Annotated in this window: 14 protein-coding genes; 10 read left to right on the plus strand and 4 right to left on the minus strand. The window is 57.2% G+C overall.

Annotated elements, in window-relative coordinates; genetic code table 11:
- The first annotated feature begins 456 nt into the window (after nucleotides 1-456).
- The 10 genes from ACI0FJ_RS07875 (at nucleotide 457) to cfa (ending at nucleotide 10,264) form a co-directional block, all read left to right on the plus strand.
- Nucleotides 457-804: a hypothetical protein gene (locus ACI0FJ_RS07875; protein WP_424301425.1), complete on the plus strand. Its 348-nt coding sequence runs from the start codon at nucleotides 457-459 to the stop codon at nucleotides 802-804.
- A 467-nt stretch (nucleotides 805-1,271) separates the two neighbouring features.
- Complete coding sequence (locus ACI0FJ_RS07880; protein ID WP_424301428.1) at nucleotides 1,272-2,027, plus strand: ABC transporter ATP-binding protein; 756 nt, start codon at nucleotides 1,272-1,274, stop codon at nucleotides 2,025-2,027.
- Between the two features lie 29 nt (nucleotides 2,028-2,056).
- Entirely contained in the window at nucleotides 2,057-3,187 is a 1,131-nt protein-coding gene (locus tag ACI0FJ_RS07885) for a branched-chain amino acid ABC transporter substrate-binding protein (RefSeq protein WP_424306520.1), read from the plus strand.
- Nucleotides 3,188-3,476: 289 nt separating this feature from the next.
- Entirely contained in the window at nucleotides 3,477-4,394 is a 918-nt protein-coding gene (locus ACI0FJ_RS07890) for a branched-chain amino acid ABC transporter permease (protein WP_424301431.1), read from the plus strand.
- Nucleotides 4,378-5,601: a high-affinity branched-chain amino acid ABC transporter permease LivM gene (livM, locus tag ACI0FJ_RS07895; RefSeq protein WP_424301434.1), complete on the plus strand. Its 1,224-nt coding sequence runs from the start codon at nucleotides 4,378-4,380 to the stop codon at nucleotides 5,599-5,601. The genes ACI0FJ_RS07890 and livM overlap by 17 nt, the downstream gene beginning before the upstream one ends.
- Nucleotides 5,602-6,324: an ABC transporter ATP-binding protein gene (locus tag ACI0FJ_RS07900; protein WP_424301437.1), complete on the plus strand. Its 723-nt coding sequence runs from the start codon at nucleotides 5,602-5,604 to the stop codon at nucleotides 6,322-6,324.
- Between the two features lie 83 nt (nucleotides 6,325-6,407).
- Nucleotides 6,408-6,731 carry a hypothetical protein gene (locus ACI0FJ_RS07905; RefSeq protein WP_424301440.1) on the plus strand — a complete coding sequence of 108 codons (324 nt, stop codon included), beginning with the start codon at nucleotides 6,408-6,410 and terminating at the stop codon, nucleotides 6,729-6,731.
- Nucleotides 6,732-6,933: 202 nt separating this feature from the next.
- A complete protein-coding gene (locus ACI0FJ_RS07910) occupies nucleotides 6,934-7,623 on the plus strand; it encodes a TetR/AcrR family transcriptional regulator (RefSeq protein ID WP_424301443.1) in 690 nt (229 codons plus the stop codon).
- Nucleotides 7,624-7,638: 15 nt separating this feature from the next.
- Nucleotides 7,639-8,847, plus strand: a complete 1,209-nt coding sequence (locus ACI0FJ_RS07915; protein WP_424301446.1) for an acyltransferase family protein — start codon at nucleotides 7,639-7,641, stop codon at nucleotides 8,845-8,847.
- A 301-nt stretch (nucleotides 8,848-9,148) separates the two neighbouring features.
- Nucleotides 9,149-10,264: a cyclopropane fatty acyl phospholipid synthase gene (gene cfa, locus ACI0FJ_RS07920; protein WP_424301449.1), complete on the plus strand. Its 1,116-nt coding sequence runs from the start codon at nucleotides 9,149-9,151 to the stop codon at nucleotides 10,262-10,264.
- Between the two features lie 27 nt (nucleotides 10,265-10,291).
- Here cfa and ACI0FJ_RS07925 read toward each other — a convergent pair whose 3' ends face one another.
- The 4 genes from ACI0FJ_RS07925 to pgm all read right to left on the minus strand — a co-directional run bounded on the left by ACI0FJ_RS07925 (nucleotide 10,292) and on the right by pgm (nucleotide 15,362).
- Complete coding sequence (locus ACI0FJ_RS07925) at nucleotides 10,292-11,593, minus strand: ABC transporter permease (protein WP_424301452.1); 1,302 nt, start codon at nucleotides 11,591-11,593, stop codon at nucleotides 10,292-10,294.
- A complete protein-coding gene (locus ACI0FJ_RS07930) occupies nucleotides 11,571-12,248 on the minus strand; it encodes an ABC transporter ATP-binding protein (protein WP_424301455.1) in 678 nt (225 codons plus the stop codon). The genes ACI0FJ_RS07925 and ACI0FJ_RS07930 overlap by 23 nt, the downstream gene beginning before the upstream one ends.
- Before the next feature lie 3 nt (nucleotides 12,249-12,251).
- The gene (locus ACI0FJ_RS07935; protein WP_424301458.1) at nucleotides 12,252-13,496 is read right to left on the minus strand and encodes an efflux RND transporter periplasmic adaptor subunit; all 1,245 of its coding nucleotides are present in this window, start codon (nucleotides 13,494-13,496) and stop codon (nucleotides 12,252-12,254) included.
- 216 nt (nucleotides 13,497-13,712) lie between these two features.
- Complete coding sequence (gene pgm, locus ACI0FJ_RS07940; protein WP_424301461.1) at nucleotides 13,713-15,362, minus strand: phosphoglucomutase (alpha-D-glucose-1,6-bisphosphate-dependent); 1,650 nt, start codon at nucleotides 15,360-15,362, stop codon at nucleotides 13,713-13,715.
- Nucleotides 15,363-15,422: the final 60 nt, after the last annotated feature.

Here is a 15,422-nt window from a genome sequence, read left to right on the forward strand (position 1 = left end):
GTAGAGATATTTTTCAACCAGAGCAAAGCTTGCGCAATTCCGCATCGCTTGGCCGATACTTGCTTTAGTTTGTTTGCCTGTTTGATGGTCTCCCTCTCCCTTCTACTTTGAGGCAAGATACCCCCCACGGTAATCTACGATCCTGCTCTCTTTCCAAGATAAAGCAGAAAGTCTCCTTCCAGCAGTGATTGCATTGTTCATCCTGTGACTGGCAGTCCACTTCTGTTTAGCTGCCCATTAAACCGGAGATCGGTGGAGACCATTTTTTCAGATTCAATTCCAACACCTTTCCAAGACCTTTTTTGCTGATATTTTCTTCATTTTTAACTTGATTTTGAAATTCATTATCATTATGGTCGTTTCTGACAGCAAGAAACGCAAAGAGCTGGCATTACTTTTTTCTGCCTGCCTTGCAGGATATACAACAAAACTCACAAACGTTCCGAGGAGGACCCCATGTGCCGAGCCAAAACACTGCAAATACTCAACCGCCTGGGCATGCGCCTGGCAGGTCAAAAAGAACATCGGGCAGCACTTACCCTTTTGGCACTGGCCCTTCGCGAATCTCTTCAGGCAGGCTCCCAGATGTACGAGGCAAAAGTAAGAAACAACATGGCACTCGTTTTCGGCAACGCAGGAAAAAGCGCCTTGGCGGAAAGACAGCTGGCAAGAGCCATGCGTCTGACCGAAGCCAAGGTTGGCACCGACAACAAATTCTACAAAGTCCTCAGCACCAATCTTGCCGGACTCACCCCACTTTCCTCAGCGGCCCCCGCCTACAAAGCCGCGACGTGCCGCCCCTAAAGGTCGGATGCACGCAAAAGCACGATGGATTGAAAAATCCTGACCAGCTTATTTTCCGCCTCCCCGTCTCCGGCTCTACGGGGAGGCGGTTGTTTTTGAAATGAACCTTTTGGGTTCAATTACTTAGCTTTGCACAATAAAATCCAAAGCCTGCATCATATTTTGCATTCCAAGACGAAATATTGATTCTGCAGATATGATCAACAAAAGAACATTCCCAGCCAAAATCTGCCATTGTAAGTTCTCGTGCCCCATTACTCTCCCACTGGAGCAGTGCCCGAATATCGAACAACGTGTTTCATTGTTCCTCTTTTACATTTTTAGAAACGCCTTCCCCGCACTACTTTTCCAAGATTGTGCTTGAATAGCCGGTAAAGGCTGACAAAAAAATATACCATTACGAAAATTGTGAATTATAGAAAAACCGAGTTGCTTTCACATGATTTTTTGGTATATAACTACTCCCCATGGCACACCTGAAACTATCCGATGTCTGCGTCAACTTTGGGGGCTTGCAGGCACTTTCCAATGTCTCATTCCAGTTGCAGTCAGGCGAAATCCTGGCGCTGATCGGTCCCAATGGGGCCGGTAAAACCACCATTTTCAACGTCATCACCGGGGTCTACAAGGTCGCTTCCGGCAAGGTCGAATACGACGGCGCCACACTGACCGGCCTGCGCCCGCACCAGATTTTGGCTTCGGGTATAGCCCGAACATTCCAAAATATCAGACTTTTTACTGCCATGACGGCCCTTGAAAACGTCATGGTGGCGCAACACTGCCGCAACAAGGCAGGAGTTGTCGGGGCTGTTCTGCGGCTGCCTTCGCAAAAAAAGGAAGAAGAGCGCATCCGGCATCAAGCCCTGCAGGCGCTCTCCTTTGTCGGCATGGAAGACATGGCCGATGCCGTAGCCAAAAACCTGCCATACGGTCTCCAGCGTCGTCTCGAAATTGCCAGAGCCTTGGGCAGCCATCCTCAGACCATTCTGCTGGATGAACCCGCAGCCGGTCTCAACCCGGCTGAAAGCAACGACCTCATGGAGATCATCCGGCGTATCAGTGCCAGGGGGATCAACGTTCTCATGGTGGAACACGATATGAAGGTAGTGATGGGCCTCAGCCACAGGGTTGTTGTCCTGGATCATGGGGAAATGATCTGCACAGGGAGGCCCGAAGAGGTTCAACGGGACCCCAAGGTCATTCAGGCCTATTTGGGCCAATAGTCACAGAACAGAATGGAGGATGTGGCATGATGAAACGAATTACGAGTGTGCTGTCTGTAGTGCTTGTGCTGTGTCTTGCCCTGGCAGTTACCGCACCTGCGAAAACCCTCAAGATCGGCAGCATGAGTCCGCTGACCGGTCCCTACGCGGCCGACGGCAACGATATTGCCAACGGCGTTCGCGCAGCCATTGAAATGGTCAAGAAAGAAGGCGGAATTCCTGGGTACGACAACATCGAACTTTTTCCCCAGGATACGGCCTGCGATCCCCGCCAAGCTGTTGCCGCCGCAAACAAGCTGATCAACCTCGACGTGGTCGGCGTGATCGGAGCCTATTGCTCCAGCGCCACCATTCCCGCTTCCGAAGTGCTTGACGAGGAGTCCATCCCCATGCTGACTCCCGCCTCCACCAACGAAAAGGTTACGGAACGCGGCCTGCCCTACATGTACCGTGTTTGCGGCCGTGACGACGACCAGTCCAAGGCTGCCCTCAAGTTCATGACCGACCAGCTCAAGGCCAAGTCCGTCTTCATCGTGGACGACAAGACGACCTACTCCCAGGGTCTTGCCGACGGCGTTGAAAAACTCAGCGAAGCCGCTGGCATCAAAGTGCTGGCCCATGACCACATCAACCAGGGCGATAAGGACTTCTCCGCTGTTCTGACCAAGATCAAGCAGGATAACCCCGACGTCTTCTATATGAGCCTGCAGAACTCCTCCACAGGTGCTCTGATGCTCATCCAGGCCCGCCGCATGGGGCTGAAGTGCGCCATCCTGGCCCAGGACGCCGTGTACCATCCCCAGCTGATGAGCATTGCCAAGGACGCTGCCGAAGGCGCCTATCTGACCTTTGGCTACAAGGACAAGAGCACAGACGCTTACAAGAAGTTCATGAGCGTTTACGCCCAGTATGGCGATCCCGGTGCCTACTCCGAGTACTCCTACGACGGTGCCTACGCTCTGCTTCAGGCCATCAAGAAGGCCGGTTCCACCGAGCCGGAACAGATCAAGAAACAGCTTGAAAGCATCGAATTCGCGGGCGCTTCCAAGCTCATCAAGTTCGCTCCCAATGGCGACTCCGGTTCCAACTACATCATCCAGGTCGTCAAAGGCGGCCAGTTCGTCAACTACTGGAACCCCGCAACGGGCAAGTTCTATTAAAAACCATGCATGATCCGGGGGTGCTGCGGCACCCCCTTCGTGCTGCAACGTACAGCAATCAGAAAGACTGTCGGAAAGAATTGGAAAGCAAGGCACACCAACGGGGCAGATACTCCGCGTCAACAGACGACGGAATTTGAATTTTCCCTGTAGTCGTTCGCCTGTTACAGTTTGTTAATCAAGCCAGCCGAGCAGTTACGCTGGCTGCGCCAATAAAGGCGCATTCGGTTTTTGTCCGGCAGCCTGGGGGGCCATTCGGTTTCCCTTCCTTCAACTTCCGAGGATTGGGATGGATTTCTTTTTCCAGCAGTTTGTCAACGGAATAACGCTCGGCGGAGTTTACGCTCTGATCGCCCTGGGCTACACCATGGTCTACGGCATCATCCAGCTTATCAACTTTGCGCATGGCGAATTTTTCGCCGCCGGCGGGTACGTCGGTGTCATCATACTCTCTTTTCTTGCCGCCCACGGCTTCATGGACACACATCCCTGGATGGGGCTGACAATAGCTTTGGCCCTTACCATGGGATACTGCGCCATGCTGGCCATGGCCGTGGAAAAAATCGCCTACAAACCCTTGCGCAATTCGTCGCGCCTCTCCGTGCTGCTGTCCGCGCTCGGCATGTCCATCTTCTTGCAGAACGGACTCATGCTGACCCAGGGCGTGTATGACAAGGCCTACCCCACGGGATTCACCCAGGGAGGCATCGATATCGGTTCGGTTCGCATTTCCATCATGCAGATTCTCATCCTGGCCCTTACGGCCGGTCTGCTGTTCGGGCTCAACACCCTGGTTTTCAAAACCAAGATAGGCAAGGCAATGCGGGCCACGGCGCAGGATAAGACGATGTCCGCGCTGGTGGGCATCAACTCGAACCGTATCATCAGCCTTACCTTCGCCATCGGCGCGGGCCTTGCCGCGGCCGCGGGCATCATGGTGGGGCTGTATTACGGCAGCGTGCGTTACGACATGGGATTCGTTCCCGGAATCAAGGCATTTGCCGCAGCGGTTCTGGGCGGCATAGGCAACATCACCGGCGCCATGCTGGGCGGATTCATCATCGGCATGGTGGAAATCATGGCCGCTGCCTACGTTCCGCACGGCGGTGAATACAAGGACGTGTTCGCCTTCATCATTCTTATTGCCGTGCTCTACTTCATGCCCACAGGAATCATGGGAGAGAATGTCGATGACACGCGCGTCTAAGAAAGTCTTTGTCTTCTACGGAGTGGCCATGGCCTGGCTGTTCCTGCTGCTTTGGCCGCTGATGGGCATAAAGGCTGACGGCACGCTTGAATTCGAAACGACCTTTCAGGTGTGGGGACGCATTGCCGTCGTCTGTCTGGGCATCGCCATCCTGTATGTGCTGAACAAGTCCGGCGCACTGGACCCGATTACGCGTCCGGCAGGCGCGCTCAGGGACAGTGCCAGCGCCGCTTTTTCAAAAGTCCCCGTCTGGATCTGGTTTCTCATCGGGCTGGCTGCCGCCCTGGCCTATCCGCAATTCACCCACCGCTATGCACAGGACGTTGCCGTCAACGTGCTGGTGTACGTCTGCCTTGGTCTGGGGCTGAACATCGTGGTCGGTCTGGCCGGTCTGCTCGACCTCGGCTACATCGCCTTCTACGGTGTGGGGGCATACACATATGCCCTGCTCAGCGTCCAATACGGCATCTCCTTCTGGCTCTGCCTTCCCATTGCAGCGGCATTCGCCAGCATAGCGGGGTGCATTATCGGCTACCCAACGCTGCGCATGCGCGGCGACTATCTGGCCATCGTCACCCTGGGGTTCGGCGAAATCGTCCGCCTGCTGCTCAACAACTGGATGAGCCTGACCAACGGCCCCAACGGCGTTTTGGGCATCAAGGCCCCTGGATTCTGGATGCCCGATTTTACCTCCGGCCTGACGTTTGAGCATATCTACCTGAAAAAACTCGGGTACCTGTACTACGTGGTGCTGGGGCTTGCCATTTTCACCATCATTGCCGTACACCGGCTCAACTTCTCGCGCATCGGACGGGCCTGGGAGGCTATTCGCGAAGACGAAACCGCAGCCGAACTCATGGGCGTGAACACCTTCAAGCTCAAGCTTCTGGCCTATGCCATGGGCGCACTGTTCGGCGGACTTGCCGGAGCCTTTTTCGCCGCCCGTATGCGGTTTGTCTCCCCGGAAAGCTTCACCTTTCTGGAATCGGCCCTGGTGCTCGCCATGGTCGTTTTGGGCGGTCTGGGTTCCATCCCGGGCATCATCCTCGGCGCACTGGCCCTTGTCGCCCTGCCGGAAATATTCAGGGAATTCGAATTGTATCGCATGCTGGCTTTCGGCGGAGCCATGACGTTCATGATGCTGGTCCGTCCCGCCGGCCTCATTCCGGCCAAACGCATGGGGCAACGCTCGGAGGAAGTGGATTAAATGTCCGATCAACCCATACTCGAACTCAAGGACGTCACCGCCCACTATGGGCGCATCCAGGCGCTGAAGGGCATTTCCCTGAAGGTTTACCCTGGTGAAATAGTCACTATAATCGGCGCAAACGGGGCAGGCAAAAGCACCACGCTCATGACCACCTGCGGTATTCTTCCGCCCACCAAGGGCGAGGTGTTCTACCGTGGAGAATCCATCCGTGGTGTCAGTGCGGACCTGTTGCCTCCCAAGGGGCTTTGCCAGGTTCCGGAAGGACGGCGCATTTTCCCGCGCCTGAGCGTTTCCGAAAACCTGGACATGGGCGCGTTCTTCCGGAACGACAAGGACGGCATCGCGCGCGACATGGACACGGTGTACGACTACTTTCCCATTCTCAAGGAAAGACGCCACCAGGCCGGGGGCACCCTGTCCGGCGGGGAACAGCAGATGCTTGCCATTGGCCGCGCCCTGATGGGACGCCCCAAGGCCCTGCTTCTGGACGAGCCCTCCCTTGGACTGGCCCCGCTCATCGTCAAGCAGATCTTCAAGATCGTCGCCCAGATCAACAAGGAAAACGGCACCGCCATTTTGCTGGTGGAACAGAACGCCAACCTCGCCCTGCAGCTGGCAACCCGCGGCTACGTTATGGAAACCGGCAAAATAGTCATGCAGGATGACGCCAAGAAGCTCCTCAACAACGAGGACATTCGCAAGGCCTACCTGGGCGAATAGATTCAAGACTCTTCGAGTCTGCTCCCTATAAAACCTCCCCGGCGGCATGCGTGCCGTCGGGATTTTTTTGGATATCCATCACCATGAACGAAACACATCGTACCTTTCTGGGCCACAGCGGCACGCCCTACAATCTCACCCGCCATTCCCTCCAGGGACCGTTCCCCACTACCGGAGGCATCTGCATTTATGCCTACCGCCACCCCAGAGGGCACCTGGCGGGATTTCGAGTCCACATTCTGGCAATCCGCCAGGCCGACGACCTGCACGCCTCCATAACGGCAACCGACAAAACCTGCGTTATGCACGAATGCTGCAACAGTATTTACACCCTGGAATGGGAAGACGCCAAAACTCGGGAAGCAATTGTAAAAGACCTGGAATCATCACACCCCACCCCCTGCTGACCCTTCCCGACTTCCGCTAGCCCCGGCAAGGCGGCCTTTCCGGCTGCCTGCCTCACCCACGGCAAAAAAAAAGAATGGGGGGCTTTCCTTTCTTGGAAGGAAATCCTCCAAAGCTCTTGACCCGTACCTTTTATTAATGCATTTGCATTATACATCCGCATTACAGGAGCCCTTTCAAGAAACTCAGGAGGCTGTCACGTCCATGTCCATGCCCCAGAACCCCACAACAAAAGAAAAAATACTCATTGCGGGAATCCGCATCTTTGCCCGCGAGGGCTACAAAGGGGCTACGGTCCGCGATATCTGCAAGGAGGCTGGAACAGCCAACGCCACGGCTGTGAATTATTACTACGGCGGCAAGAAAAAACTCTACAAGACCATTCTGGACCTGATTTTTGCCGAAAACACACGCCGACGAAAGGAACGCGAGGCGGCCTGGCAGGAAGAACAATCCGGGGAAATCTCTCCGCAAGAACGCATGCGCCACTATCTGGCAGTTATGCTCGATGTAAGCTTTTCCGATGATCCGATGCACAAGGACGTCATGTCCATCCTGCTGCGGGAAATGATGTCGCCCTCCCCGTATCTGGACGAGCTGGTGGAAAACCACACCCGTCCGGACAACAAGGAAGCCACGGAAATAACCCAGGCACTTCTTGGCCCCAACGCACCCGACTACGTTGTACGCGACTGCCTGACCAGCGTGGGAGGGCAGATTTTCTACTACATGGCCTTCTGGCCCATATTCAGCCGTGTCTATCCCGACCATCCGGGCATGACGCAATACAAGGAAACGCTGTTGGAACACATCATGCGCTTTTCCCTGGCTGGGCTGGAAACCACTCGCAAGGCACTGGAAAACGGGGAAATCCCCCCCATGCAACCATCCTGATTCAAGGAGGACAACATGCAGACGTCCCAACGCCTCTATGCCATGGACAACATCCGTACGCTCATGGTGCTTTGTATCGTCCTGCTGCACGCCTGCTGCGCTTATGCGCCCAGTCTGTTCTGGTGGCATGCCAGGGATGAAGGCAATCTGCTGTACGACCTCACCATCCTGGGGCTCGACACCTTTTGCCTGCCCGTGTTGTTCTTTATTGCCGGACTGTTCGCCCAGCCCTCATACGACCGCCACGGCTGCTCCACCTTTCTCAAATCCAAATTTCTGCGCCTGGGCGGCCCCGTGGTCCTGCTCGCCATCTTCTACATGCCCACCATGGTCTATCAGGGGTACTTGCGGCGCACGCCGGCTCCCGAATCATTCTTCAATTATTGGACACATTGGATGTCGTTTCTGGCGGACTGGAAATACGTCGTCATCAACACCCTGGCCCAGGTGCAGCGCTACCAGGACTCCCTTTCGCCGCACCCGCTCTGGTTCATGTCCATGCTGCTCATTTTCTTCCTGCTCTACGCCGCAGTCCGGCAGATGGGCCTTGGCCTGAAATCCGCCAGCCGTCCTGCATGGTTGCTGTTTGCCGCCGCCTGCCTGTGCATGGCGCTCGGCTTCGGCATCATCAACAGCCTCTACCAGGTGCAGACCTGGGCAAAACTCGGTCCCTTCATCCTGTTCCAGCCCACGCGCGTGCCAATCTACGCCATGTCCTTTGTCCTCGGCGTTCTGCTGCGTCCGAATTTTTTTTCCGCACAAAACAAAAGTGCCGCTCTGCCCGGCCCCACCTGGGGCTGGCTTGTGGTCTTTGTCGGCGCATTGCTGGCGCTGTTTGCCACGGCCACCGCGTTTCTGCAGGTTCATGGCCCGGCACCTTTTCTCACGGGGACGACACACGGATTGCTGCGCAGCTTCACGGCCCTGGCAGCCATCGTGCTCTTCAGCCGCCTTGGAATCCGCCTGCTGAACGGTCATTCCCGCTGGCGCCAATCTTTGGCGGCAAGCTCCTACTCCATCTACATCCTGCACATGCCCCTGGTGGTCTTTGTGCAGATTGCCCTTACCGGTCTGCCGCTGCCGCCTCTTCTCAAAATGTCCCTGGCCTTTGCACTGCCCACCGCATTGTGCTGGCTATGGAGCCGAACCACCGCACGCAGGCCGTTTTGGATTTCCCTGGCCGCGCTGGGGGTGTACTTCATCGGCTACAGCCTGCTGTTTTAGCCAGGTCTGTTCAATTCATTACAGACGCGCATCAATATACACACGCAGGATGGAGATACAAAAAAAGTCAAATTAAATTCAGCATTTTATTATTCGTCTCCTCTTGAACAGAAGAAAATCAAGGTATAATCTGGAAATACTTTTCAGGAGGCGTCTGTTTTTCCCGTATTGTATGCATGCGAGAAAACACACAGTTTTTGAAAGGCCGCCGTATGCTACACCGTCCCCAGAGACTTTCGCTCCCGAGATATCCGTCGCCTCCTTGTGTCGCACCACTGCGGCCTAACTACTGGGAGGTACTATGTTTACAGCCAAGGCCATCGTTGAAAGGGTTCTGAACCAGGCCGACGTTGCCCTCAACGGTTCTCATCCCTGGGACATCCAGGTGAGGGACGAACGGCTTTACCACAAAGTTCTGACCCAGAGGAACCTCGCACTGGGCGAAGCCTACATGCGGGGCTGGTGGGAATGCACGCGGATAGACGAATTCATTGCCCGTCTGCTGCGTTCCGGAGCCGCAGGAAGGGTCAAGGGCGGATGGAAGATCCTTCTGGATAAAATCCCCAGCCTGTTCTTCAATCTGCAAAACCGACGACGGGCCCGCACCGTGGCCGAACGCCACTACGACCTGGGCAACGACCTGTTCCAGGCCATGCTCGACCCCAACCTCCAATACAGCTGCGCCTACTTCAAAGACGGCGACACCCTCGACACAGCCCAGGAACGCAAACTCAGGCTCATATGTGAAAAATTGGAACTGCGGCCCGGCCTGCGGCTTCTGGACGTAGGTTGCGGATGGGGAGGACTGGCCGCCTTTGCAGCCCGCGAATACGGCTGCTCCGTGGTAGGGGTGAACATCTCCAAGGAACAGGTGGAGTTTGCCCGTGATTTCTGCTCCGGCCTGGTGGATATCAGACGCTGCGACTACCGCGACCTGAACGAATCCTTCGACCGCATCGTTTCCGTGGGCATGTTCGAACATGTGGGGCCCCGCAACTATGACGGCTACATAAGAATGGCCGCCCGTTGCCTTGCACCCGACGGCATCTTCCTGCTGCACACAATCGGCGCCAACGAAACAACGCCCTATTGCGACCCGTGGATAACCCACTACATCTTCCCGAACGGCTGCCTGCCCAGCGTGGCCCACATAGGAAAGGCGGTGGAAAATATCTTCGTCATCGAGGACCTGCACAACCTCGGCCCGCACTACGATGCCACCCTCATGGCCTGGCTGGAAAACTTCCGCCGGGCATGGCCCCAGCTGAAGAAACGCTACGGCGAAACCTTCCGCCGCATGTGGGAATACTATCTGCAAAGCTGCGCCGGAGCCTTCCGTGCCCGCGACATCCAATTATGGCAGGTGGTTCTTACACACGTTGGCTCACGCCAGCCCCGGCATTGCCGCCTGGGCTGATCGGACGGATTGCTGCACGACGGCCGTTCAGCTGCGAAGAGCCTCTATGGGGTCCAGCTGGGCGGCCTGTCGCGCCGGACGCAGACCAAAGACGATACCTATGGCCACGCTTGCGGCCATGGCGATAAAGAAGATGCGCCAGGACAATTCTATTTTCAGGATGTCCAAACGTTCCAGAAACTGCGCCATGCCCATGCCCAACGCAAGGCCGATAAACGCCCCCACAATGGTCAGCAGCACGGCCTCTCCCAGAAACTGCAGCAAAATGGCCGAAGAACGCGCTCCAAAGGCACGGCGCAGACCAATCTCCGACCGCCGCTCGCTTACACTCAGATAGAACAAATTGGCCAGCACAAAGCCGCCCACCAGAATGGCGACTCCGGCGGTTACGCCCAAAAAGGCGACCAGACCGCCTTTGAGCATGGACAGAAACTTGAGAATCTCGTCCGCAGTCAGAATGGTGAAATCGTCTTTTTCACCGGGCTGCAGATGGTGCAGATAGCGCAGAAACGAACGCAGATTCTCCACCCTGCCCGGCATGTTTTCGGCATCCATATACTTGATACGCAGGGCGCGGAAAAATTTCCTGTCCAGATTGAAGCGCTTGGTAAGGGTCGTCAGAGGCACGATTACCCGGTCGTCCACACTGCCATGGCCGCCACCGCTGGTCAGTCCGCGCTCTATGAGCTTGCCGATAACCACAAACGGAACCTGCCCGATACGCACATGCCGCCCCACCGGGGATTCATCGCCGAACAGTTTTTTGGAAACCATGTCGCCAAGCAGGGCAACGCGAGCCGAGGTATCCACATCCTCGGTGCTGATGTCGCGCCCTTCCTCCAACGGCCAGTTCCAGGACTCGGCATAGTTGGCAGTGGTTCCCACCACCACGCCCACTTCGGCATTCTTATTGCCCGCCTTGGCCACCTGGCCGCCTTTACCCCGCATGGGCACGACGAACCGCGCCCCGGGAAGAGAACGCCGCAACTGGCGGGCGTCGTCCCAGGTAAGGGTATTGGTGCGCATGCCCACAGAGCGGTTGAAGACGTCGCCCCCCAAAAGAAAAATCGCTTCCGGTCCGAAAAAATCGGTGATCTCCCTGGCCTTTTTCTGCGCTCCGTCCACGGACGCCACAATAATGGTCAGGGAAGCAATGCCAAGGGCCGTGGCACTGATGACGAACACACTGCGCAGCTTGAAGGCCCACAACGAACGCAGGCTCATGCCCACCACACGGAAAAAGACCAGGAGCGTTCTGTACACGCTTCCGTCCGCAAGGCCGGAGGGCAGAACTCCGCTGGCCCGTCTATTGGTTTTCGATGCGGCCATCGGCAATGTGTACCCGCCTGTGGGCCACCGCGGCAGTCTCCTCGTCGTGGGTGACGATGAGCACGGTGGTGCCCGTTTTGTTGATGGCGTCGAGAAGCTCCAGAATTTCCCGGCTGGTTGTGGAATCGAGCTGGCCTGTGGGTTCGTCCGCAAGGACCATGACCGGGTCGTTGATCAGCGCCCTGGCAAGGGCCACACGCTGTTGCTGCCCGCCGGAAAGCTGGCTCGGTTTGAATTGCTTTCTGTCCCCAAGGCCCACCCGTTCCAGCAGTTCGGCCGCCCGTTGCCTGAGCTTCTGCTCGGGAGTGGTGCTGTACAGTCCGGGCAGCAAAACGTTCTCCAGGGCCGAGGCGTACGGAACCAGGTAGAAACTCTGGAACACGAACCCGGTAAAACGGTTGCGCATGTCGCTCTGCCGGTCGTCGTCCAGCTGGGAAACATCCTCGCCGCGCAGCAGATAACGCCCTTCCGTGGGACGGTCCAGCAGCCCCAGGATGTGCAGCAGCGTGGATTTTCCCGACCCGCTGGTGCCCTGCAGGGCCACGAATTCCCCCTGGGCTATTTCCAGATCAATGCCCTTGAGCACCCGGATAATCTCGTCGCCCTGCACATAATCCCGACGGATTCCTTCAAGCTGAATCAGCGGCTGGGTCATGGGCTACTTCCCCGGCCTTTTCTTGTCCGCCCCGTTCAGGCCGGGCAGTATGATCTTGGTGGCGACCTTGTCCCCCTGGGAAAGGCCGGACAGGACCTGCGAAAATTCAATGCCCTCAAGCCCCAGTTCCGGGTCCACCTCGGTAACGGTGTTCCCGTCTCCCACGCGAAAAACGACCTTGCGTCCGCCCACCCACTTGAGTGCCGCATTGGGCATGGCCAGGGCATCGGCAATCTCCCTGACCACGACCTTACACTGTGTGGTCATTTCTGGCCGAAGCTGCTTGGCCTGCTCCTGGTCCAGATTGACGATGGTCTGGTAGTAGACGATGTTGTCGCGGATTTCCGGCTCCGGGTAGATGCGGTTCACCTGCCCTCGAAAAACCTTGTCTCTGTAGGCATCCACAGTAAATTCCACGGGCATGCCCAGCTGCACCTGCCCCACGTCGGTCTCGTCCACGTAAATCCACATTTCCAGCCGCAACGGGTCGAGAATGGTGATGAGGTTGGAAACCTGCAGGCCCGACACCAGAGTTTCGCCCTCCTGGGCCGTGACCTGGCTGACAATGCCCTCGATGGGCGAATGGATGCGGGTGTAGGAAAGTTCTATCTGGGCAAGTTCCAAAGTCGCCTTGGCCTCGGCCACACCCTTGCGCGCCCGGATCAACTCTTTTTTGTATTCTTCCTGAATCCGCACCAGCGTGGCATGTTTGGCCTCCACGTCGTTGCCGGCCACCATGGCGTCCTGATAGGCCTGGTCCTGCTCGTTGACCGCAGCCAGTTTGCTCGCCACCAGTTGCTTCTGGCGCTTGAACATCTTGTCCGCATACACCTGCTTGGCCTTGGCCAAATTGAGCAGAGCCCCCGCCTCTTCCACCTGCAACGGGTACACCACCTTCACCTTTTGCAGTTCGGCCTCGGAACTGTGAAGCCTGGCTTCCGCCTGATCCACCCGTGCGTCTGCATCACGCGAGTCGATTACCGCAATAAGCTGCCCCTTCTTTACCCGGTCGCCTATCTTGACCAGCATCTGCTCTATAACGCCCGAGGCCCGCGCCCCGACCTTTACCTGTGCCCCAACCTGGGCCTTGATGATGCCCGTGGCCTCCAACACCTGACGCACGGAACGCTTCTGTACCACAGCAGTCTGCAGCACCTGGGGCTTGCCGTCCTTTTTGGACCCTCGCAGATAATACCAGCCCCCGCCCGCCAGGACGACGACAACCAGAAGAACAAGAAGCTTTCTCATGTACCCACTCCGGCATCCAGCCCAAAACATGGCCGCCGCGCCCACGGTGAGGACGGCCCCGAAACGGCAATGCCCGCATTCAAAGACTTTGTTGTTTTTTAAACCATAGATATTCTTATTGCATCCGGGCTCTTTCCACAAGCCGAGACCGCCGCAACACGCAAAAAACGGGGCCCCGGCCAGCGGAACCCCGTTCAATGACCTGGATTACCATCTTTATTTTGCTGCCTCGAAAACCCCGGCCACAATGTCGCGGGCCTCGTCCTGAATGGCGCGCAGATGGTCCTCGCCCTTGAAGCTTTCCGTATAGATTTTATAGATGTTTTCCGTGCCCGACGGACGCGCGGCAAACCAGCCGTTTTCCGTTGTCACCTTGAGCCCGCCAATAGGGGCGTTGTTGCCCGGCGCGCTGGTAAGCTTGGCCGTAATGGGCTCGCCTGCCAGGGTGTCGGCCCGTACCGCGTCCGGCGACATTTTCTTGAGAATGGCCTTCTGTTCCAGGTCGGCAGGCGCTTCCAGCCGTTCGTACAGGGGATTCCCATACTTTTTGGTCAGCGCAGTGTAGGCTTCGCCGGGGTCGAGGTCTGTCACCGCCATCATCTCGACGGCCAGCAGGCACAAAATGATGCCGTCCTTGTCCGTGCTCCAGGGCTTGCCGTTCAGCCGCAGGAACGACGCGCCCGCGCTTTCCTCGCAGCCCATGGCGTATTCGCCACTCAGCAATCCGTCCACAAACCACTTGAAGCCAACGGGAACCTCGGCCACCTCGCGGCCCAGCCCAGCGGCCACCCGGTCCACCATGGAGCTGGTCACCAGGGTCTTGCCCACCTTGGCCGACCGGGGCCAGCCCGGACGGTGCATAAAAAGATATTCCACCGCTGCGGACAAATAATGGTTCGGATTCATCAGGCCGCTGGAACGCGTCACAATGCCGTGCCTGTCCGTATCCGGGTCGTTTCCGCAGGCAATGTCGAAGCGGTCCTTGTGCTCGATCATCCCGGCCATGGCGTAGGGAGAGGAGCAGTCCATGCGGATTTTTCCATCCTTGTCCACACGCATGAAGGAAAACGTCGGATCAACGCGTTTGTTCACCAGCTCGATGTTCAAACCATACATTTCGCCGATGGCCTGCCAGTGCACAATGGCGGAACCGCCCAGCGGGTCCACGCCGATGTGCAGCCCGGCGGCGCGCACCGCGTCCATGTCCACCACGTTTTTCAGGTCGGTCACGTAAGGCCGCACAAAATCATATTCGCGCACATTGTCCGCAGCCTTGGCCCTGGCCCACGGGATGCGCTTTACTCCGGCGAGTTTGCCGCGCAACAGCTCGTTGGCCCGGTCCTGAATCCAGGCAGTGGCCTCGGCGGGTGCGGGACCGCCCTTGGGAGGGTTGTACTTGAACCCGCCGTCACAGGGGGGATTGTGCGAGGGGGTGATGACCACGCCGTCGGCAAGGCCGGAGGGGCGACCGTCGTTGTAGGTGAGGATGGCGTGGGAAATGACAGGGGTGGGCGTGTATCCGCCCCGCTCCTGATAAAAGACCTGGGCTCCGTTGGCCGCAAACACTTCCAGAGCCGTAATCTGGGCGGGTTCGGACAGGGCATGGCTGTCCATGCCCACGTAGAGCGGGCCGTCCACACCGTTGCAGGCACGGAACTCGCACACGGCCTGGGAAATGGCCAGGATGTGATCCTCGTTGAAAGCCGAGGCCTTGGACGTGCCCCGATGGCCCGAAGTGCCGAACGAGACGGTCTGTTCGGGCACTTCCGGGTCGGGATGATTCACATAATAATCCGCCACCAGGCGGGGAATATTCTCAAGGATATCGTCGGGAGCAGGTTTGCCTGCCAAAGGATGCAATGCCATGTTCGCTCCGTTGTTCTCGCGTTAACGTCGTAAGTTGCCCTCTGCACATGCACTCTACGG

This window comes from Desulfovibrio sp. 7SRBS1 (assembly GCF_049723905.1).
Taxonomy (GTDB): Bacteria; Desulfobacterota; Desulfovibrionia; order Desulfovibrionales; family Desulfovibrionaceae.